At 40.0% G+C, this 22521-nt stretch carries 18 protein-coding genes, 1 other RNA gene and 1 other annotated feature; of the genes, 15 read left to right on the top strand and 4 right to left on the bottom strand.

What is annotated here, in order from left to right; translation table 11 throughout:
* The first annotated feature begins 652 nt into the window (after nt 1-652).
* From ACIFOT_RS30340 to ACIFOT_RS30325, 4 genes are all read left to right on the top strand, one after another.
* Nucleotides 653-2833, top strand: a complete 2181-nt coding sequence (locus ACIFOT_RS30340; protein ID WP_430072129.1) for a malate synthase G — start codon at nt 653-655, stop codon at nt 2831-2833.
* A gap of 82 nt (nt 2834-2915) precedes the next feature.
* On the top strand, nt 2916-3692 hold the full coding sequence (locus ACIFOT_RS30335; protein ID WP_430072126.1) for a fumarylacetoacetate hydrolase family protein: 777 nt from the start codon (nt 2916-2918) through the stop codon (nt 3690-3692).
* Between the two features lie 78 nt (nt 3693-3770).
* Entirely contained in the window at nt 3771-4547 is a 777-nt protein-coding gene (locus tag ACIFOT_RS30330; protein ID WP_430072123.1) for an IclR family transcriptional regulator, read from the top strand.
* Between the two features lie 373 nt (nt 4548-4920).
* Nucleotides 4921-6615 (top strand): L-lactate permease, encoded by a 1695-nt coding sequence (locus ACIFOT_RS30325; RefSeq protein ID WP_430072121.1) that lies wholly within the window; start codon nt 4921-4923, stop codon nt 6613-6615.
* Nucleotides 6616-6667: 52 nt separating this feature from the next.
* On the opposite strand, the gene ACIFOT_RS30320 is transcribed toward ACIFOT_RS30325, so the two are convergent.
* Nucleotides 6668-7894 carry a multidrug effflux MFS transporter gene (locus tag ACIFOT_RS30320; protein WP_430072118.1) on the bottom strand — a complete coding sequence of 409 codons (1227 nt, stop codon included), beginning with the start codon at nt 7892-7894 and terminating at the stop codon, nt 6668-6670.
* 221 nt (nt 7895-8115) lie between these two features.
* On the opposite strand from ACIFOT_RS30320, the gene ACIFOT_RS30315 reads away from it, so the two are divergent.
* From ACIFOT_RS30315 to ACIFOT_RS30295, 5 genes are all read left to right on the top strand, one after another.
* Entirely contained in the window at nt 8116-9060 is a 945-nt protein-coding gene (locus ACIFOT_RS30315) for a phosphotriesterase family protein (RefSeq protein ID WP_430072116.1), read from the top strand.
* 88 nt (nt 9061-9148) lie between these two features.
* Nucleotides 9149-9232, top strand: an RNA gene (gene ffs, locus ACIFOT_RS30310) — signal recognition particle sRNA small type.
* Nucleotides 9233-9400: 168 nt separating this feature from the next.
* Nucleotides 9401-10171: a cyclase family protein gene (locus ACIFOT_RS30305; RefSeq protein ID WP_430072114.1), complete on the top strand. Its 771-nt coding sequence runs from the start codon at nt 9401-9403 to the stop codon at nt 10169-10171.
* Nucleotides 10172-10781: 610 nt separating this feature from the next.
* Nucleotides 10782-11002, top strand: a binding site (T-box leader).
* Nucleotides 11003-11053: 51 nt separating this feature from the next.
* Complete coding sequence (locus tag ACIFOT_RS30300; RefSeq protein WP_430072111.1) at nt 11054-12757, top strand: 2-isopropylmalate synthase; 1704 nt, start codon at nt 11054-11056, stop codon at nt 12755-12757.
* Between the two features lie 129 nt (nt 12758-12886).
* Nucleotides 12887-13255 carry a hypothetical protein gene (locus ACIFOT_RS30295; protein ID WP_430072108.1) on the top strand — a complete coding sequence of 123 codons (369 nt, stop codon included), beginning with the start codon at nt 12887-12889 and terminating at the stop codon, nt 13253-13255.
* Nucleotides 13256-13302: 47 nt separating this feature from the next.
* Here the strand turns inward: ACIFOT_RS30295 and ACIFOT_RS30290 are convergent, their stop codons facing one another.
* Together ACIFOT_RS30290 and ACIFOT_RS30285 are read right to left on the bottom strand one after the other, a co-directional pair.
* Entirely contained in the window at nt 13303-13947 is a 645-nt protein-coding gene (locus tag ACIFOT_RS30290; RefSeq protein ID WP_430072105.1) for a cell wall hydrolase, read from the bottom strand.
* 242 nt (nt 13948-14189) lie between these two features.
* The gene (locus ACIFOT_RS30285; protein ID WP_430072102.1) at nt 14190-15017 is read right to left on the bottom strand and encodes a GNAT family N-acetyltransferase; all 828 of its coding nucleotides are present in this window, start codon (nt 15015-15017) and stop codon (nt 14190-14192) included.
* A gap of 416 nt (nt 15018-15433) precedes the next feature.
* Between ACIFOT_RS30285 and ACIFOT_RS30280 the strand changes: the two genes are divergently transcribed.
* A complete protein-coding gene (locus ACIFOT_RS30280; protein ID WP_430072099.1) occupies nt 15434-16813 on the top strand; it encodes a DJ-1/PfpI family protein in 1380 nt (459 codons plus the stop codon).
* Nucleotides 16814-16975: 162 nt separating this feature from the next.
* Nucleotides 16976-18085, top strand: a complete 1110-nt coding sequence (locus ACIFOT_RS30275) for a lactonase family protein (RefSeq protein WP_430072096.1) — start codon at nt 16976-16978, stop codon at nt 18083-18085.
* A 144-nt stretch (nt 18086-18229) separates the two neighbouring features.
* Here ACIFOT_RS30275 and ACIFOT_RS30270 read toward each other — a convergent pair whose 3' ends face one another.
* Nucleotides 18230-18619 carry a c-type cytochrome gene (locus tag ACIFOT_RS30270; protein WP_430072093.1) on the bottom strand — a complete coding sequence of 130 codons (390 nt, stop codon included), beginning with the start codon at nt 18617-18619 and terminating at the stop codon, nt 18230-18232.
* 486 nt (nt 18620-19105) lie between these two features.
* Here ACIFOT_RS30270 and ACIFOT_RS30265 point away from each other — a divergent pair, with 486 nt between their 5' ends.
* The 4 genes from ACIFOT_RS30265 to ACIFOT_RS30250 all read left to right on the top strand — a co-directional run bounded on the left by ACIFOT_RS30265 (nt 19106) and on the right by ACIFOT_RS30250 (nt 22506).
* A complete protein-coding gene (locus ACIFOT_RS30265; RefSeq protein ID WP_430072090.1) occupies nt 19106-19369 on the top strand; it encodes an ArsR/SmtB family transcription factor in 264 nt (87 codons plus the stop codon).
* Between the two features lie 75 nt (nt 19370-19444).
* Nucleotides 19445-20545, top strand: coding sequence for an alkene reductase (locus ACIFOT_RS30260; RefSeq protein ID WP_430072087.1), 1101 nt, complete (start codon nt 19445-19447; stop codon nt 20543-20545).
* Nucleotides 20546-20868: 323 nt separating this feature from the next.
* Nucleotides 20869-22128 carry an Nramp family divalent metal transporter gene (locus ACIFOT_RS30255; protein WP_430072084.1) on the top strand — a complete coding sequence of 420 codons (1260 nt, stop codon included), beginning with the start codon at nt 20869-20871 and terminating at the stop codon, nt 22126-22128.
* Nucleotides 22129-22347: 219 nt separating this feature from the next.
* Nucleotides 22348-22506 (top strand): DUF6843 domain-containing protein, encoded by a 159-nt coding sequence (locus tag ACIFOT_RS30250; RefSeq protein WP_430072081.1) that lies wholly within the window; start codon nt 22348-22350, stop codon nt 22504-22506.
* The last annotated feature ends 15 nt before the right edge of the window (nt 22507-22521 follow it).

The raw sequence follows: 22521 nt of genomic DNA, 5'->3' as shown, positions 1-22521 counted from the left end.
TTAAAGGGGATAATATCATACCGAGGGCCGTCTTTTTACTTGCTGATGGGAAATAGGAGTCTCTCCTAATTACCTCGAGCGGCCTTTTTCCTTGCTGACGGGAAATAGGAGCCTCTCCTAATTACCTCGAGCAACCTTTTTTATTGGTGATGGGCATTAGGAGACTCTCCTGATTACCTCGAGCAGCTATTTTACTTGCTGATGGGCATTAGGGGCTCCTTCTAATTACCTTGAGCAGCTATTTTACTGGCTGATGGGCATTAGGGGCTCCTTCTAATTACCTTGAGCAGCTATTTTACTGGCTGATGGGCATTAGGAGCTCCTTCTAATTACCTTGAGCAGCTATTTTACTTGCTGATGAGCATTAGGAGCTCCTCCTAATTACCTTGAGCAGCTATTTTACTTGCTGATGAGCATTAGGAGCCTCTCCTGAAATCAGCGGAACTTGTCCTCATGGAAGGCTCAGATTCGATATTCGATCATCACCACCAACAAAAAAATATCTTTATTTTCTTAAAATTATTGAAATAAATTGGATAATCATGCTATTATTTTTTTAACAAATAATGAAACAGCGTTTCGTAATAAAAAACAAGTCCAAACATTTTTAACGAGATTACTGTTTTAAAAGAAATCAAAGGAGGAACGTACGATGACAAACTATGTAAACAAAGGAAAACTTCAGGTAGCTCAGGAACTCTATGAATTTATCAATTTGGAAGCCCTTCCGGAAACTGGTGTGGATGTTGACCAATTTTGGTCCGGTTTTGAAGCGTTGATCAGCGAATTAACACCGAAAAATAAAGAGCTGCTTGCGACTCGTGATGAAATTCAAATCAAACTGAATACATGGTACCGTGAAAACAATAGGAATTTTGACTTCGAGGCCTATCAATCCTTTTTAACGGAAATTGGTTATCTTGAACCAGAAGTGGAAGATTTCGAGATTGCTACTACAAATGTCGATGACGAAATCACTGTTCAAGCTGGCCCACAATTGGTTGTTCCAGTCAATAACGCTCGCTATGCCATCAATGCAGCCAACGCACGCTGGGGAAGCCTGTATGATGCCCTGTACGGAACAGATGCCATCAGTGAAGAGGACGGCGCCACTCGTGCAGGCGGTTACAATCCTGTCCGCGGTGCAAAAGTAATTGAGTTTGCCAGAAATTTTCTTGATCAATCAGCATCATTGAAGGATGCGTCTCATAAGGATGCCGTTTCCTACACTGTAGCAGATGGCACCCTAGAAGTGACTCTAAGTAATGGTTCCACAACAGGCCTATTAGACGAAGCAAAGTTTGTGGGCTATCAAGGGACTCAGGAAGCCCCATCCACGATCTTGTTGAAAAATAACGGACTTCATTTTGAAATTCAAATCGACCGGAACCATCCGATTGGCAGAAACGATGAGGCGGGTGTCAAGGATGTGTTCGTTGAATCCGCGATTACAACCATTATGGACTGCGAAGATTCTGTCGCTGCAGTAGATGCGGAAGACAAAGTGCTAGTCTATCGGAACTGGTTAGGGCTTATGAACGGAACCCTCTCCGCTACTTTTGAAAAGGGCAATAAAACGATGACGCGCACTCTCAATCCGGACCGCCGCTACCAATCTCCTGATGGCGGAGAGATTACATTAAAGGGCCGTTCTTTGTTATTTGTCCGAAACGTAGGGCATTTGATGACCAATAGCGCGATTCTTGATCAAAACGGCGAGGAAATCCAAGAAGGAATTTTGGATGCTGTGCTTACAAGCCTTATCGCGAAACATACTCTTTTAGGTAATGGCCCATTCCAAAACACTGAGAAGGGTTCAGTCTATATCGTAAAACCTAAAATGCATGGTTCAGAAGAGGTTGCTTTTGCGAATCAACTATTTGACCGCGTGGAAGATCTTCTTGGTCTAGAGCGTAATACCCTTAAAATCGGGGTAATGGATGAAGAACGCAGAACAAGTTTGAACTTAAAGGCATGCATTAAGCAAGTAAAAGACCGGATTGTATTTATTAATACAGGATTCCTAGACAGAACAGGCGATGAAATTCACTCTTCGATGGAAGCGGGTCCAATGATTCGCAAAAATGATATGAAATCATCCAAATGGCTGCAGAGCTATGAACAATCCAATGTAATTGCCGGGCTTTCCACTGGTTTTAAAGGGGTGGCGCAAATCGGCAAAGGCATGTGGGCAATGCCGGATTTAATGGCGGAGATGCTAAAGCAAAAAATCGGCCACGTAAAAACCGGAGCCAATACAGCTTGGGTGCCATCTCCAACGGCTGCGACCCTGCATGCGTTACACTACCATGAAGTCAATGTAAGAGAAGTACAAAACCAAATGCTTAATCAGACTGCTGACTTCCGAGAAGATATCCTGCAATTCCCAGTTGAGAAAAACCCTTCCTGGACAGCTGAGGAAATCCAGTCAGAACTCAACAACAACTGCCAAACTCTATTAGGTTATGTTGTCCGCTGGGTAGACCAGGGTGTTGGCTGCTCTAAGGTATTAGATATCAATAACGTAGGATTAATGGAAGACCGCGCGACATTACGGATTTCCAGCCAGCATTTAGCAAACTGGCTACACCACGGCGTTTGCACCAGAGAGCAGGTTCTTGAAACATTGAAGCGCATGGCCAAAGTGGTAGATGAACAAAATGCCGGAGATTCATTGTATCGAAATATGGATCCGAACTTTGATGATTCCGTAGCTTTCCAGGCTGCCTGCGAGTTGATTTTCGAAGGCTATGACCAGCCGAATGGCTACACCGAGCCAATTCTTCACCGCAGACGCATTGAAGCAAAGGCAAAGTTTGCAGTGAAACAATAATAAAGAAATCCAAGGCATTCTATTGTTTAGAATGCCTTGGGATTTTCACACAGAGTTACTAAAAAAAGAGGGGAGCATGACAATGAAGTTTACTAGATTTACTCAAGGTTCAACCGTGTATTCCGGCGTTCTGACAGAAAACACCATCCAGGAAATTAAAGGAGATATTTTTGGAGATTGGGAGTATACAGGAAACATATTCTCATTGGCTGATGTGACACTGCTTGCACCTCTACAGCCTAACCAAATCATTGGTATTGGAGCAAACTATGTTTCAAGACGTGAAGATCTGCCAGCAGAGCTTCCGGAAATTCCGGTTTTCTTCTTTAAACCAACCTCATCTGTTATTGGTCCTGCGGAAGAAATCGTCATTCCGGCAGGAATCGAACAAGTAAAGTTTGAATCCGAGTTGGCGATCGTTATTGGGAAAGAAGCTAAAAATGTTTCTGAATCTGAAGTTTTAGATTATGTATTCGGATACACAATTGGAAACGATGTAACAGCACCACAATTTTTCCATCAGGATGGGCATTGGACTATCGGAAAGTCCTTTGATACTTTCACACCGCTGGGGCCAGTTATTGAGACGGAATTGGATCCATTTGCAGTGAGGGTCGAAACAAAACTGAATGGTGTGGAGAAGCAAAATAGTGCAACAGAGCTCATGATTATTCCAATACGAAGAATGGTATCGTATTTGACAAAAGTGATGACACTTAAGCCGGGAGATGTTATCCTGACGGGAAGTCCTGTTGGTGCGGAGTTTGTCGGTGCAGGGGATATTATCGAATGTGAAATTAAAGAAATCGGAACACTACGCAATCCCTTTGTATTGGCAAAAGAGCACGCCAAATCTTAATCCTGCCAGCCAATGACCGGTAAAAAATCTGTGCTATAATGTTAGCTATTATGGACAGCAATTTCGAGGTGAGCAATTGTGGAGAGAGAGAATATGGTCAAATCTGTAAGCCGGGCATTGGATATTATTACTTTGGTTAGCTTAAAAAAAGGCGGCCTCGGTGTTACAGAGATTGCCAACCAAATAGATATTAATAAAAGCTCCGTTTACCGGATCCTGTCAACACTTGTCCAGTATGGTTATGTTGAGCAAGATGAAGATACCGGACGCTATAAACTTGGTTATAAATTCTTAGAAGTAAGTTCAAAGCTGCTAGAATCCATTGATTTAAGGTCTGAGGCAAAGCCTTTTCTGCTGGAATTGGAAAGCGAAACCAATGAAGTGATCCATCTTGTCGTTTATGATCAAGGGGAAGTAGTTTATATCGAAAAATTAGAAGGTAATGAAACACTAAGGATGCATTCAAAAGTAGGAAAAAGAGCTCCAATGCATTGTACTTCAGTTGGCAAGGCCATCCTTGCCTATCTTCCTTCTCATGTTGTTATGGATATCCTTGAGCGGAAAGGCATGCCAATGCACACTGATAAAACCATTACGAATAAAGAGGAGTTTATCCGAGAATTGGCGGATGTGAAGCGGAATGGCTATGCACTGGATTTAGAAGAAAATGAATATGGCATCACGTGCATTGCGGCACCTATCTTTGACCACTTAGGGAAAGTCATTGCAGCAGTCAGTATCTCAGGGCCAACAATGCGAATGACAGAAGAACGGCTGAAACAGCTCCAAGCAAGGATGATTCACATTGGTAAACAAATTTCTGCGCGGCTTGGTTTTGAAAGTAGAATGATATAAGGAATTTAACATTTGGCTGATATAACGGTATATTGGTCAAATGTTTTTTTGTTTTTTTATAAATAGAATTTTCTAAATATTATTGAAATTAAGACGAGAAGTAGTATAATGAAGAAGGATTAAATGTTGTAATTTACTAAACTTTATTATGGCTATATAACAATGTTCCTTCCTATGCAACAATTTAAAAACGGCGTTTCGTAATAAGAAACAAGGAGGGGTGTTAAGTTTCATATTAAAAAATGTATTGATAGAGTTTCTGCTTCTCAATCACTTACATATGTTTCAGTCATCATAGATCCTATTCATCTTTTCCATCAGAACAATGATTCTGATGAGGGAACAAATTATTTTATTTGATGGGGGATAAACTATGACATTTACACAAAATTTTACAGCGGTAGGAGATAGTCTCGCGCTGTCCGCTTTGGTAGCACTAATACCAATTTTATATTTTTTCTGGGCTTTAGCCATTAAACGTATGAAGGGCTATGTTGCCGGATTAACAACACTCCTAATTGCCTTAATCTTAGCAGTCGTTGCATTTAAGATGCCTGCCGGTATGGCGGTCATGTCTGCCACACAGGGGGCACTCTATGGAATATTGCCAATCGGCTGGATCATCATTACGTCAGTTTTCCTCTATAAATTAACCGTTAAGACAGGCCAATTCGATATTATCCGTAATTCGGTCGTCTCACTCACGGAGGACAGACGTCTTCAAGCTCTTTTGGTAGCGTTTTCATTCGGAGCATTCCTTGAAGGGGCCGCTGGTTTTGGCGCTCCGGTTGCCATTTCGGCCGCACTTCTTGTCGGTCTTGGGTTTAATCCTCTATACGCTGCCGGTCTTTGTTTAATTGCTAATACAGCACCAGTTGCCTTCGGTGCAATCGGTACTCCAATCATTGCGGTTGAAGGGCCTACTGGAATATCTGCGATCGAAATTTCCAAAATGGTGGGTCGGCAATTGCCATTCTTATCCTTATTCGTTCCGTTTTATTTAGTGGTCATCATGGCTGGCTTTAGGAAAGCAATGGAAATTTTACCGGCCATTTTAATCACGGGGATTACTTTTGCAGTGACTCAATACTTGAGCTCCAACTTCCTTGGTCCGGAACTTCCCGATATTTTATCTGCATTGGTTTCCTTATTTGCGTTAGCCATCTTCTTAAAATTCTGGAAACCGAAAACGATTTTCCGCTTTAAAGCCGAACAGGAAATGGCTTCAGCTGTTACTGCCTACACATTACAAAAAAGCCGAGCAAAATATTCAGGAGGCCAAATTTTTAAAGCCTGGTCACCGTTCCTTGTTTTAACTGCCTTTATTACGATTTGGGGGATTCCAACAGTCAAGCTGGCTTTGGCTGGTCATTATGAAGGAACGAACGTAATTTTGAAAGCGGTTAATTTGATCGGTCATGCGTTAACCTTTGTTCCTGAAGTTCCCTTTTTAAATAATAAAGTCATTAATTCTGCTGGTGCTCCTGTCCCGGCCATTTATAAGCTTGAAATTCTGGGTGCTGCCGGTACTTCGGTGCTTATTGCTGCCTTTGTCTCGAAGTTTATTGTTAAAATTTCATGGAAGGAATGGGTGGCAACTTTTGGGGAAACTTTGAATGAACTAAAGTTTCCAATTATTACAATTGCATCAGTAGTAGGGTTTGCCTATGTGACAAACGCCTCAGGGATGAGTACGACACTGGGAATGACGCTGGCAAAAACAGGATCACTATTTGCCTTTTTCTCTCCAATCCTAGGATGGTTAGGGGTGTTTATTACTGGATCTGATACTTCATCGAACCTTTTGTTCGGTGCGATGCAAAAGGTTACCGCGCTGAACCTTGGCATGGACCCGGTATTGGCTGTCGCCGCGAACTCTTCAGGCGGGGTAACCGGAAAAATGATTTCCCCGCAATCAATTGCAGTAGCCTGTGCAGCCGTAGGTCTCGCAGGGAAAGAAGCCGACTTGTTCCGATTCACCGTTAAGCATAGTATCGTGCTGGTGGTGATAGTCTGTATCATGACATTCCTGCAAAATAGTAGTTTGTTAGGGTGGATGGTTCCCTAATATCTTTTATAAAAAAGCAAAAGAGCCCATTTGGATTAGGCTCTTTTGCATTTCACGCCCTATTTCTCTTAACTAGTATCATATAAGATAGTACTGCTCCACATCCGGCACAAACGATAACAATACCCATCGGAATGGCTGTCTGACCTCCACCGATCCCAACTAATGGAGCTGCTATTCCTCCAAAGGCAAATGAAGTAACACCCAGTAATGCAGAAGCACTTCCCGCATTTTTCCCTTGTGATTGCATGGCAAGGGAAAACCCTGCTGTATTCACCATACCCACACTAGATACAACGAAAAATAATGGAACCAAAACGAAGATTAAATTTGCTTGTAAAAATAAAAGAAGCAGCAGAATAATACCAGCTATTGAGGACATTCCCAAGCCAAATTTGAACAGTTTCGATTCAGGGATTCCCCCTGCCAATCTCCCAGCCGTTTGGCTATTGATCATGATTCCGATTGCATTAATGGCAAAGATCAGGCTAAACATTTGCGGGGAGGCACCATAAATATCCTGAATGACAAATGGAGAACCCGAAATATAAGCAAACATACTGGCAAAGACCAATCCTTGTGCTAAAGCATATCCCATAAAGCTTCGATCCATTATCAGCTTTAAAAAAGGATAAAAGGTGTTCTTAATGCCTCCAGCCGATCGCTTTTCTTGAGGCAGCGTTTCTGGTATACCAAAAAGAATGACAAAAAACATTACGAGTCCAATGATACTTAAAACAATAAATACACCTTGCCAAGGAAATGCTTTAAGCAGCTGCGCTCCTATAATCGGAGCGAGGATAGGGGCAAGCCCGTTCACCAATGCGAGCAGTGAAAAAAACTTAGTTAATTCGCTTCCAGAATATAAATCTCTGACAATCGCCCTGGAGATCACTATTCCCGCTGATCCGGCAAAACCCTGGATGAGCCGTAATGTAATTAACCCCCAAATGGAGGTGCTGAATACGCATAAAAGGGAAACGATAAAGTAAATCATTAGTCCAACCAAAAGTGGTTTTCGGCGTCCAGTTACATCACTGATTGGTCCAGTCAACAGCTGCCCTGAAGCTAAGCCGATTACGAAAAACGATAGGCTAAGTTGAACAGACGAGGCGTTTGTATGGAAATCTTTTGCGATGTTTGGCAGTGCCGGTAAATACATATCAATGGATAAAGGGCCAAACGCGGCAAGTGAACCCAGTACAATCGCCATCCATATCCGTTGGGAACGGGAAAGCACTGCCTGATTATTCGCTAGCTTTTGTAATAAATCCCCCATAAAGTAAGTCATTCCTTCCAAATTCAATCTAGTTAGCTAAGATTTAATTATTCTATGGTAACAGTTTTTTCTATATTAAGGAATTCAAATGATTTTTTAAAAATAGGCGTTAACAACTAATTTAAGAAACTATTAAAAAAATTGACTTTATAAGCCTAAGATTGGTACTATTTTTATCAGATAATTCTTAATATTGCAATCAATGAAGGGGGGAGTTTTAAATGACATTGATAAATTCTGTTACTGGACAAGTTGATTCATCTGAATTAGGAGTGACCTTGGTTCACGAACATATGCGTGTTCGTTCTGAATCTGTATATGTCCAGTTTCCACATTTGTATGATGAAGACAAAGAGTTTGCTAAAGCAGTGGAGCAAGTGAACAAAGTCAAAGAACTTGGCGTTAAAACCATCTGTGATCCCACTGTGATGGAACTTGGCCGGGACATCCGCTTTATTGAAAGGGTGGCTCGCGAAACAGGTATTCAAATCATTGCTGCAACCGGAATCTACTCCTATCACTATATCCCGCCGCACTTTCAGAATCGTAATATTGATTATATGGCGGATCTATTTGTCCGCGATATTGAAGTCGGAATCCAAAATACTTCCATTAAGGCAGGCTTTTTAAAATGTGCAACGGATGCACAAGGGATTACTCCGGATGTTGAAAAGGTTATTCGTGCAGCTGCACGTGCTCATAAACGGACAGGTGTACCGATCATGACTCATTCCCACCCTAAAAGCGGGACCGGCCTAAAGCAACTTGAAATTTTTCTAGAAGAGGGCGTGGATCCAAAACGGGTACTAATTGGTCATACTGGAGATACCGATAACATGGAGTACATACTGAAGGTTCTCGACCATGGTCCATTTATTGGTATGGACCGGTATGGGATAAATAGAGAGTGTACAACCGAAAATCGAAACACAACCGTTATTGAACTAGCCAAACAAGGCTTTGCAAACCGCATGTTCTTATCGCAAGATTATTGTTGTACCCTTGATTGGTATCCAGAAGGAAACGCTGAGAAAATGAACCCTAAATGGACGATGAGTTTTGTTCTCGAAGAGGTTATCCCGGAATTAAGAAGGAATGGTGTAACAGAGGACCAAATAAACATCATGATGGTTGATAATGCTCGATGTTGGTTTGAAGGGAAATAGCCATCAGGACTTTTGAACTACCAAAATTTACAGCTATCCTCCAATTTGAATCCATGATATATTTTTCTTGTAAGTTCTTAACGGAACTTCTTAGTCCAACAAGGAAACTAGGAAACTGGTCAGGGCGGGAACGCAGCAGCCATAACGAGTGAAATTGTGTGGGCTATTACATAATATTAAAAGATCTAAACGCTAAACTCTCGTGATAGAGTTTAGCGTTTTTTTGTTCTCTAATTCCGGAATAACAATAGTCAAATCATAGTAAATTTTATAAACACTTCTTTTCCAATTAATTGAGAGGACCTAGTTTTTTTCAAAAATTTAAAAGGGGTTTTATAAAATGAATCGTACAAATCTACGTATTATCGATTTAAGTGTGCCGTTAGACAATAAAGCAAAAGAGCCATTTCCACCGGAGATTATCTATGAATCACATGAGCAGGGAGCAAACCAGGCTGCTCATTTTTTGGGCTTGAAACCTAGTGATTTTCCTGACAGTGCAGCCTGGGCCGTCGAAACGGTTACCTTAACGACACATACTGGTACACATGTGGATGCACCATGGCATTATTCTGCCACAACTGCAGGTAATCCGTCTCGAACGATTGATGAGCTTCCTCTTGAATGGTTTTACGGCAATGGTGTTCTTTTTGATTTTAGCAAGAAACCACCAGGGTACGAGATCGTGATTGCTGATTTTGAAAAACAGCTGGGAGAAATGGACTATAAATTACAGCCATATGATATTGTCCTTGTCCGAACGGATGCCGATAAAAAATATTATCAAGAAAATTATGCGGCTGTCCATGCAGGTGTTTCGGCTGAGGCAACAAGGTGGCTAATTCAAAAAGGGATTAAGGTAATGGGAACAGATGGCTGGGGATGGGATATCCCGCTTTATAAACAAGCAGAAGATTATAAAAATAATCCGCGCGACGGTGTCCTTTGGGCTGCACATTTTGTTGGAAAAGAGGCCGAGTACTGTCAAATCGAAAAATTAGCAAACCTAGAATTACTCCCACAGAAATATGGTTTTAAAGTAGCCGTATTTCCGATAAAAATAAAAGGTGCCAGCGCAGGATGGGCGCGTCCTGTTGCTATATTTGAGTAGGTTTTTTGTCAAGGTCGAGTCCGCATTAGCGCTTAAAGGATAGGGCCGCGCTGTTATGCCAGTGCGGGGTCCGCTATAATCCTTATAGATGACTCGGCGGGGCTATTTTGACAAAATGGAGTCTGCTATAGTGCTTCTAGAAGATACAGCCGCGCTATTATGCCAGGACCGAGTCCACTATAACCCTTCTAGAAGACACGGCGGGGCTATTTTGCCAGGACCGAGTCCACTATAGAGCATCTAGAAGACTCGGCCACTCTATTTTGCCGGGTTCAAGTCCGCTATAGTGCTTCTAGAGGCCACGGGTACGCTATTATGCCAGGACCGAGTCCACTATAGCCCTTCTAGAAGACACGGCCGCGCTATTTTAAAAGGACCGAGTCCACTATAACCCTTCTAGAATACTCAGCCGCGCTATTTTGACAAGAGCGAGTCCACTATAACCCTTCTAGAATACACCGCAACTGTTTTTTGTCATCCTCAAGTCCACAATTCTAATTTATGAAAAGTAATTTTCCCTTAAAAAAAATTGTTTATTAGTTTTTTGATAATTTTCTCTTGATTATTCTCAAAAACCATTATAGAATAAGAAAAATCAAAAAATTCAAAATTAAACGCAATGATTGGGAATATTAAGGAATATTTATTGCTAAGAGAGCTGTCGGCTGGTGAAAGACAGTCAATAAAATCCCCAACTCGCCCAGGAGTGGTAAGGCTGATATGTAGGTCTTAACGGTTGACCGCCGTCATCAAGTCGTAAAGTGGATTCGTTTAGTTCTTATTCGAATCAAAAAGAGTGGTACCACGAAGGCAAAGCCTGTCGTCTCTTATGAGATGATGGGCTTTTTTATTTTTAAAAAAAATGAAAAGGTGGCCGTGACGATGAAAAATGTTGAAAAATATGCAAGAGGATATTTTATGCCCCCGGTGAAAAGCATGAAATGGACACAAAAGGAATACATAACAGAAGCTCCAACCTGGTGCAGTGTGGATCTTAGAGATGGAAATCAGGCGCTAGTCGTTCCAATGAGCCTTGAGGAGAAGCTGGAATATTTTCAATTACTTGTTAAAGTGGGCTTTAAGGAAATTGAAGTTGGGTTTCCTGCTGCATCCGAAACAGAATATGCATTTTTACGAACTTTGATTGAACAGGATTTGATTCCGGAGGATGTAACAGTTCAAGTGCTAACCCAATCAAGAGACCATATTATTGAAAAAACCTTCGAAGCGCTTCGCGGAGTAAACAAGGCAGTAGTCCACCTTTACAATTCGACATCTGTAGCACAGCGTGAGCAGGTATTTAAAAAACCACAAGAAGAAATCATCGAAATTGCAGTAACCGGTGCGAAATTGCTGCAAAAATATGCGGCGGAAACGGAAGGGAACTTCCAATTCCAATATTCGCCGGAAAGCTTCACAGGAACTGAGATGGAGTTCGCCCTTGAAATATGCAACCGAGTCCTAGATATTTGGCAGCCTTCAGCTGACAACAAGGTGATTATCAACCTTCCAGCAACGGTTTCCATGTCCATGCCGCACGTGTACGCAAGTCAAATTGAATTTATGAGCGATCATTTACACTACCGGGAAAATGTAATCCTGTCGCTTCATCCACACAATGACAGAGGAACAGGAGTGGCAGATGCAGAGTTGGGAATGCTGGCAGGGGCACAAAGAGTCGAAGGGACACTGTTTGGAAATGGGGAAAGAACGGGCAACGTCGACATCGTCACACTTGCAATCAACATGTTTTCGCACGGGGTGGACCCGAAGCTTCATTTTGAAAATATCCGTGAAATCATGGCAAAATATGAGAAACTGACGAGAATGAGGGTGCATGAAAGACACCCATATGCTGGTGAACTGGTCTTTACCGCCTTCTCAGGATCCCATCAGGATGCCATTGCCAAAGGAATGAAATGGCGTGAAGATGAAGAGCGGCAGTATTGGACCGTTCCATATCTATTGATTGATCCAATGGATATTGGCAGAGAGTATGAAGGGGATATCATCCGTATAAACAGCCAATCCGGTAAAGGCGGCATTGGGTATATCCTGGAGCAGCATTATGGGTTTGATCTTCCTGCTAAAATGCGTGAAAGCTTTGGATATAGCGTGAAAAATGTATCGGACCGCCTTCACAAAGAGCTTATGCCTAATGAAATCCTTGAAATATTCAAGGAACAGTATGTAAATATCCAAACACCAGTTGAATTTATCAAATACAGATCTACACAAAATGAACAATACGAAACAATTGTTTCCGTCCGGATCGACAACGAAGTTCATGAATTTATCGGTACGGGGAATGGAAAACTGGATGCCATCAGCAACGTGCTTCAAACCAAACTGGGCATCGATTATAAGGATTTAGTCTATAAGGAACATGCACTAGAAATTGGCTCACAATCAAATGCTGTATCTTATGTTGGTGTTACTGCCGAGAATGGTACCGTTTATTGGGGCTGCGGAATTGACGCTGATATTATGACCTCCTCGGTAAAAGCTTTGTTTAGTACCATTAATAACATGATTTCCAGCGAAAAACTATCAATTGAAGGAAGATATTCCATTTCAAAAAAATAACAACCGACTAAAAGGCATGTTTCAATCTAAGCTCTTGAAACATGCTTTTTTTATTGGGAACAATGCCCATTCATTCGCATACACTCTTCATGTAATGGTTTAGATTTTTGTTATTGAGGAGATGGAGAAATGAACTTCGAGATGCAAAAAGCAAATATGCTGGCAGAAAATATTAAGGACTTTATCAAATTTGTAGATAATAGTTATCAAAATAAAAACAGCTTTCGATTTAATACCGATAAATTGTATCAGGTTAAATTGATTATAGAGGACTTTAAATTCCAAATCATCGCGGATGAACTTCATCGAATCAATCAGTTCGATTGGAATGAAAAGTACACCCATTATTTAGTCGATCAATTTCAAAAGGGAATAAATATTATTGATGAATTCGTTCATAATAATAACAATGATTTATTCCTCCTTACAGCCCGAATACACACATTAAAAAGTCTTAGTAGTAATCTATGCAATAAGGATCAAATAACCTTTGTGTAAAAATAAAAAAGCTTGTAAACAGTAGTTTACAAGCTGAATACCATTCATTATTTTGCAAATACATGATGCCCAATGGTTTTCACAACAGTGCGTGTTCGAATCCACTTATCAGATGTAATTTTGGGATTATAAAAATATAGGGAATCACTTAAACGATCTTTTCTAGTTAGTGCTTCTTCAACCGCCCGCTTCGACTCATCTGATGCCGGCTTATTAATTGCACCATTTTGTACTGGTGAGAAGGCATAGACATCGCCTACTACTTGTTTAATGACACCCGTTACGGTGTTTGGAAATTGAGGAGAATCAACGCGGTTTAAGACGACTGTTGCAACGGCTAGTTTTCCTTCATAGGATTCGCCTTTTGCTTCCGCTTCGACTAATCGTGCAAATAAATCTTTCTCTGCATTAGAAATGGAAACAGCCGGCTTTTCAGGTTCTTGTTTAACCGTTTCAGCTTTCTTTTCAGCCATTTGTGCGTTTGATTCTTTCTTAATAATCTCTATTTTAGGTTTATTATTTTCTTGGGGATCAACAGTGGTTGAATCGGCCTGTTGACCAGGCTTATAAAGATTCTCTTCATTTATTACTCGATTTTCGGTGATCGCCTCAACCGTACTACTCTGCTGTATTAAAAAGGTAAATGTAGCTACACAAGCTACAATGATCGTCTTTATATAAGTTTTATTCATGTGTGCTACCTCCCGCAAATTTTTGTCTGATATAACACTAACATGAAAATATACCTGTATTACAGAACGGTACGGTTACAAATCTTTATAGTTTGATGTACAACATTACAGGAAAGATAGGAATATGACATTAAGCCTATATTCCTGTCATAATCTAGGAAATCGTACGAAATAGAGGAATATCCTACCATAAAAAAATACTGCAGCTAAAAATAGCTTGCAGCATTTTACATTTATAGTATCTAACTTAAATATTTGTAGTAATCCTGTGAATGGTAGCTTCTAAATCCGCATGATTCATAAAGCCTAAGGGCATTGGCATTTCTGGCTTCCACCTCTAGGAAAATAGAGGACCCTTTCTCCGTTTCCTGTAATACTACTTTTGATAAGGCTTTTCTGCCAATCCCTTTACCCTGAAGTTCTGGAAATACCGCAAATCCATAAATCCACGCTTCGCCATCCGATTCGGAAACTCGCATTTTCCCAGCCGTTTTTCCATCCGCTTCAATAATTAGATTTTCTTCTCCGCTGTTTGAGCGGAGTATTTGATTAAACTCCCGCGCTTCCTTTTCACTAAATCCAAAGCAGGAGACCTCCAGTTGTATTTCCGCTTCCCAATCCTTTTCTGATACCGAGGGCCTTAATGTAACATTTGGATCTACAGATATTTCGGTTTTCTGCCATTTCATTTGATATTCTGAAACAGAATAAGTACAAGGAATGGTATTTAAAAACTCTTTTCCAGATTCTGATCCTGATGGAGCATTTAGCAAAATAGTAGTGGCATTATGATTTTTAGCCTCTTCAAGTCCCATTTCCAGTAACCTTGAAAAAATCCCTTTTCTGCGGTAATCCGGATGGACCATTCCGCAAAGCTCTACTTTATTTCCAAATCCATAGCTTCCAAGGAAACCGACAAGCCTTCCGTTTTCATAATGGAAGAAGTCTTCCTTTCGGTTTTCGGTGCGGTTCTCCAGCATATCAAAATTCAGCTTTAGCTGAAATCCTCCGTCTTTCTCACAAATCTCCTGAAGAGCTTTGATTTCTAAAATTTGTTCTTTCGTCAGCATTTCATTCACCCCTGTTCATTGTCCAACTATACCTATTCTTTTCTAATCATGAATATTCCTGCTTTTTTAGTAGAGCCGTACTAGGCAATATCTTTGGCAGAGACTAATTCAGTCTCTGTCTTTTTTGTGGTCTGAAACAATCTAAATCTGAAGTCTGATATAAAAATCAAGCTCTAGCTCAAATACGAAGGCCTTTGAAAAAGGGTAATATGAAATCAAGATAACACACAAATCCCTTGCGTGGGTACCACATAATTTTACGGTAATACCCAAAAAGAGTGCGGTTTTTATCATGGTCAAATTAAGTAAGATGTAACACAAGGGTATTCAATAACAAATAACCACATTTTGGAGGTGGAAGGAGATTTTGTCGCGTTAAAGAATAACAACATTCATATCCGGAGGAGAAATATAAAATGAAAAGGTTAGTTATACGATCAGTTATTTATGTATTGATTTTCGCCGTGTTTGTGGGAGGGGTGGGCTTCTTTGGATTTGTTCGTTCAGAGAATGATTTTTTCAAGAATGTCCGCCATGAACCAGTTCCTTCTCTACATGGTGTTAAACCACCAAAGTATGATCCTAATAAACCTACCGTAGCCGTTCTATTAGCGAATGTAGACACTGAGGTATTTGATTTTATGATTCCCTATGATTTGTTTTCGAGAACTAACGCTTTTAATGTATTTGCTGTTGCTCCAGACAAAAACGTAAAGACGTTATCGGGCGGGCTGGATGTAGTCCCGCATTACACTTATAAAGAATTAGATAAATTAATAGGCAAAAGTCCCGACATTATCGTGGTTCCTTACATGCCGATGTATGATGAAAAGAAATATCAACCAACACGGGAATGGATTAAACAACATTCCAGCAGTAAAACAACTATCTTAAGCATTTGCAGTGGATCAGAGAATCTTGCCGATGCAGGCTTATTAAAAGGAAAATCAGCCACTACACACTGGCAAGGGATATCTTTACTAAGCAAGAAATATCCTGACACTCATTGGAAAGAGGATGTGCGGTATGTCCAAGATGGGAACACCTTAACTTCAGCGGGTCAAACCGCAGGTATCGATGCTGTGTTATATTTGATAGCTCAAAAACTGGGCGAACCAATGGCTGCAAAAGTTTCGAAAGAAATCAGTTATCCTTCTTACCACTTCGTTCAAAACCCAAAAGTAGAACCTATTCATAAGGACATCTATTTTGCAACCTTTTTATTGAATCTTGCCTTCCAGTGGAATAAGACAAAGGCAGGAGTACTACTTTATAACGACATGGATGAAATCGCATTATCTTCTATATTTGATACTTATGCAGCCACAGGAACGACTCAAGTCTTGACCGTTTCGAGTTTGGATGCACCCATTGTTACAAAACATCACCTTAATATAGTGGCTAGGCATCAAATATCGAATGCTCCAAAATTAGATAAAATGATCATACCAGGTGGCAACGCAAAATCCCTTGCTGCAACCGATGTAAAACGTTGGAGTGAAAAGGGTAATGCCAAAGAAACACTTTTGATTCATAGTGATTCACCAAACAGATTTGTTTTTGAAGCACCATTAGAAGACTTCGCAAAACAAGAAGATCTTATGACTGCCAAGCATGATGTGAAACGACTCGAATATCGTGCGAATGCTATCCATCTTGAGGGCAAACCACTTCCTCTTGAAACTCTCGGCAATATACTTCTAACTAGTTTACTAGCTTTGTTGGTAGCTTACTGTATTGATAGACGATTCATTATGAAGAAAACAATTTTCAAATCGAATAAACAAGTTAGATAGTCACTAAAGTTAAATGGTTGCGTTTCTACATTAAGTAGAGACGCTTTTTCTTCTTGAAGTAACGGATAAGTTGAACCTCTCTTTGAACCAATTTTTAATCCATTTGGAGAATTTAAATGGCGTAAGTACCATATAAAATTATGAAAGGAGGAGGGTCATAACATGCAGATTATGAACAAATATTTTCGTAGAACTGCCAGTATGGTATACATGATGACTAATAATGAAGTTATGAATCAAATCATTGCTTTTTACAGGGATATGAATGGAATGCTCACTTTTGTAGGATTCTATCCAACTTATGGTAGAGGTACTGGTACAAAGGAAGTGTCCACGGCAACGGCAAACGATGGTGTCGATCCCCTAACGTCACAAGGAGCCCTAACTTTGTCCCGAGATGGACGTTTCCTTCTGGCAGTGAACGCAGGGAGCCATAGTATCAGCAGTTTCATCATTGCCGATAACGGCGCTCCCGTTCTTGTGGATGTAAAGCCATCGGGAGGTGCTCAGCCCAATAGTGTAGATGTGTTTGGTAATCTTGTCTATGTTGCCAATGTAGGCAATCCCGCAAACAATTTTACATCCAATATAACAGGTTTTCGCATCGATGATAACGGACGCCTTACTCCTTTTCCCGGATCCACCCACTCCCTCAGCACATTCAATGCTCAACCGGCGCAGGTTCTCTTTACTCCTGATGGGGGTAAAATTCTTGTTACTGAACTTACTTCAAATCATCTCAGTATATTCCATGTTAATAAAAATGGTATGATTACAGGACCATTCGTTAATGATTCATATGGGCAAGGACCATTGGGTGCTTATTTTTTATCCTCTGGAATCCTCTTAGTTACAGAAGCAGAATCAAATGCACTGTCATCTTATTCAATGAGCGATGACGGGATTCTTCATGTGATCAGCGGCTCTGTACCAAACGGATATAAGACTGCATGCTGGGTTGTCCCAACAAGGGATGAACGTTTTGCATACATTACCAACACTTTAAGCGGCACCATCTCCACCTACCGAATCGAGCTTAATGGAGCGCTGTCGGTAGTAAGTCATATTACCAGTACGCCGCCAGGTACAGCACCTGGTCTGCCGATGGATGTGAGAGTGAGTAAAGATGGGCGGCATTTTTACACCCTTAACGGAAATCAGGGTTCAATCTCAGTATTTAATATACAAGATGATGGTAGTCTGGTTAGAGTGCAGGTTGCTGCATGGACTAATATTCCTTATCTTGGATCACAAGGGTTGGCTGTTCTTTGATTCTTCCGTTCACTATATTCATTGAATAGACGAGTTGCTAAAAGCAAGGCAGCCGATATTGGTGGCTTTCTTAATTCTTAATAATAGGCGAGGGGGGAACTTAATTTCATCAAGTTCCCACTTTTTATTTTATTCAGCGGAGAATTATTTTAATGTTTTCAGCCATGCAGCCATTCCTGGCGCATCCTCTTTGGACACTAAACCAGAAGGCATATTGCCTCGGCCGTGTTGTACGATGTTCTCAATTTCCTTTTCCGATAAACGGGAACCGACACCTTTTAAAGAAGGGCCGACTCCGCCTTGGTATTGATCTCCGTGACAGCCTGCACAGGTGGTCTTATAAATGGATTCTCCGTCCACTTTGGATACCGCGCCTCCTTCTTTTTGACCTTCATTCTGAGCAGGTGGTTCTTTGGCCTCATTCTGACCAGGTGTTTCTTTTGCCACTTCTCTTTGGTCTTGCACATTGCTGAGTATAAAAAATCCGCCAATTCCTATCACAAGGATGGCCAGGGTAATCAAAACAGTTTTCATAAAATCGCCTCCTAATTATCTTTTTTCGGTACAAGAAACGAAAATGATGTGCAAACTCAATCAAACCTTACAAACGAAAGGATTTTGCTTCTTATGTAAAGAAAGATGTTGTTTGTGCGACCACTTGTTCTTGAGAACAAGTAAGACGAAATACCCTTTGATATAAGTATGGGCAGTTAAAATTGAAACTACGCATGAAAGAGGAAAAACAGCAAAGAACGAGAAAAGATTTACTCTAAACACGCTTGGAAAGTAGTAAATCTTTTAACGCATTTTCTTGGATGTTTAGAATTGCATATTCGATCTCTTTCGGATTCAGTTCAGATAAATCTATTTTAGCCGTCACAGTAGATTTTATGTCTAATGAGGTATTCGGGGCCTTTGAATTAAAAAATCGAAAAGCAATCACTTGACGGGGCATCTTTGATTAAATATAATTTTTCTAGAAATACTGAAATAAGGATTGCTGAAAGGAGGTTTTTATCGGTGAATGATGATATTGCAGTAAAAGTCTATAAGGCACTAGGTGAATCGACTCGTTTACAAATCGTAAAATTACTTGCGGGGCAATCAGAGTTAGCTTGCCTGGAAATGGCAAATCAATTAAAAGTCCCTGCCAATTCAACATTGACACATCATTTAAAACCATTACTCGATTGCGGATTATTAGCTGTTCGCAGAGAGGGAACCTTCAGATATTACAGGTTACAGCGAGAAGTCCTTGAACAATACGCTCCCGCTTTACTTTAATGTTAAAGCGGATAAATTTTAAAATCAATTTCAATATTTACAGAAATACCGAATAAACGAACGGAGGAAAAAAATATGGCTCAAATTATCAAAGAAACAAATTCTTGGGGAAATTTAAATAATGGTTTAGAAAGTAAATTGTTTGAACCGATAAAAATCGGAGCTTGGAATTTACGCTCTCGTATCGCAATGGCACCGTTAACAAGATCCTTTGCGGATGATCCAACGGGCGTAGTAGGAGAGGATATTGTTGAATATTACCGAAAACGTGCTGCCGATGGAGTTGGATTAATCATTTCAGAAGGAACGGTCATTAGTCCTCGTGGAAAAGGCAATCCTGGAGTTCCAGGCCTTTATTCAGACGAACAAATTATGGGATGGAAAAAGGTAACGGATGCTGTGCATAAAGAGGGAGGAACAATGATTGCTCAAATTTGGCATGTTGGTCGTTTATCTCATCACGAGCTTGCAGGAAATCTGCCTCCTCAAGCACCATCAGCGATTCCAGCAGAAGGCCTTGTCTCTCGTTTCCGTAAGCCATTTGATGTTCCGGAAGAAATGACAATTGAAGATATTAATGAAGTAATTGATCAATATGCACAAGCTGCGAGAAATGCAATAGCAGCAGGTTTTGACGGTGTGGAAATTCACGGTGCCCACGGATACCTGATTGACCAATTTAATTCAGATATATCCAATCATCGTACAGACGAATATGGTGGTGACCTTGCTCAAAGGTTAACGTTCATGAAGGAAGTTACTAAAGCAGTTATCGACGCAATCGGTACAGAAAGAACAATGATCCGATTCTCTGCATTTAAAGGAGATATACCAAATTACATGTGGGATGATCCAGAAATGGCAATTCGTACATTTGTTGAGGCATTTAAGGAAGCGGGTGCAACCATGATTCACCCATCGACTATGCAATTTGATCGAGTGCTTGCAGATGGAAAAACGATGCATCAATTAGTCCGAAAATATTGGGATGGTGTCATTATTGGGGTAGGAACATTAAATCCTGAAATGGCGAATCAGGCGATTGAAGAAGGAATAATTGATGTCGCTGCTTTCGGACGTCCATTGATTTCTAATCCTGATTTTATTCATCGTATAAAAAATGGTGAAGCGCTGGAAGAATATGATGCTAAGAAACATCTTAATACATTAATTTAAAGTACAAAATGAGAAAGAAGCTTAAATAGCTTCTTTCATTTTGTTAGTTATTTCAGTATTTATAGAAGTATAGATGTCAGATCAGAAGAAATAATAATTAACTGATAACTTTAACTAAACTAAAACGGGTGCTTGAGTTCAAGCAGGTAAGGCTGTTTCGACAGTCTTTTTCTTATTAAACTAAAGATATGGATTTATGGGTAAAATACGCTCAAAGGTGACTATATACATAAAATTTTTCATTCCCTTTTCTTTCCTTTAATTTTGCAAATTACTGAAATAAACTATAAATTCGGATAAAAGAAGGAGGTTGGACCGAAAAATTGTCTAACTCTTTGAATAAATATTCTAATTCTTCTATAAAAAGTGATTCTAATGGAATTAAAAGATTGCTGCCTTTTTTAGGTCCTGCCTTTATTGCTGCTGTGGCATATATCGACCCAGGTAATTATGCAACAAACATTTCGGCAGGGTCTAAGTATGGATACACATTATTATGGGTCATTTTGGTTTCTAATTTAATGGCCGTTTTGATTCAGACGTTGTCTGCCAAGTTAGGGATTGCAACAGGTAAAAACCTACCTGAAGTTTGCCGAGAGAAATTTTCAAAGAAGACTTCAATCCTTTTATGGATTCAAGCTGAACTTGTAGTTATGGCAACAGACCTTGCAGAATTTATTGGTGCATCGCTTGGAATCTATTTGCTTTTTAATATCCCACTTGTTGTCGCTGCTATTATTGCAGCCATTGGTTCATTCGTCATTTTGGAGATTCAAAGGCGAGGAGTGCGTCCATTAGAAGCTGTTATTACAGCAATGATTTTTATTGTAGTAATTGTCTTTGGGGTTCAAGTTTTCTATGCAGAACCAGATGCAGCGGCAATTCTCTCTGGTCTTTTCACACTCAAATTTCAGGATGTAGATAGCGTTTTATTAGGAGCTGGTATGCTGGGAGCAACAGTAATGCCACATGCCATTTATCTGCATTCTGCCTTAACACAAAATAGAATTGTCGGAGAAACCGAAGAAGAACGGAAAAAGATTTTTAATTATGAGTTTGTAGATGTCATTATTGCGATGATTATTGCAGGTGGGATAAACGCGAGTATGTTAATCGTATCAGCGGCTTTATTTAATAAAAACGGACTTAACGTAAGTGATTTAGAAGTTGCCTTTAATGAATTTGGAAATATACTTGGACCCTTTGTGGCTATATGTTTTGGAATTGGATTGTTATCTGCTGGATTATCAAGTTCTTCAGTTGGTACCATGTCAGGTGACATCATTATGCAAGGCTTTATTAAAAGACGCATACCTATTTATTTGAGACGATTTATTACAATGGTACCGCCGTTAGGAATAATTTTAATGGGAATTAATCCTTCTAAAGCTCTTGTAATAAGTCAAGTTGTCCTCTCTTTTGGAATTGCTTTTGCTTTAATACCTTTAATAATGTTTACAAGTAACAAAAAACTAATGGGAAAACTTGTAAATCACTCAATAACGTCGATCTGTGCGTGGATAATTGCTCTACTTATTATAACTCTTAATTTATTTTTGTTATATCATACTTTTATTAACTAGAGAATGCATAACTACAAAGTGATATTTCCTTAAAATAAAATAAATCCTTTTACAATTGATAAGGGCTGCCTTTAAAGCAGCTTTTTTCGTCGTTTCACTAACGAGGTAAGGTTAAGAAGAACGATAGAATAGAGTGAAGATATAAACGTTAAAAGGCTGTTAGAATGAGAGTTAATTCATTGAAAAGATATATTTTGATGATAATATCCTTAATATTGATTGGAGGTTGTTTCATCCGGGGACAATCCAGAAGATAACAATGAATTGTACCTTATTCCCTGGAGTTTCGAGGGTGCTCTTATAGCTTTTTATGATGCTCTGAACAAACCAATTTTAGTAACAGAAGGGAAATATTCAGTTGTTTTATTACATTATTGATTTTTCTTATTGTTT

The organism is Neobacillus sp. NRS-1170, assembly GCF_050468025.1.
The sequence above is the reverse complement of the archived record's forward strand: the minus strand, read 5'-3'. Positions and strand labels throughout refer to the sequence as shown.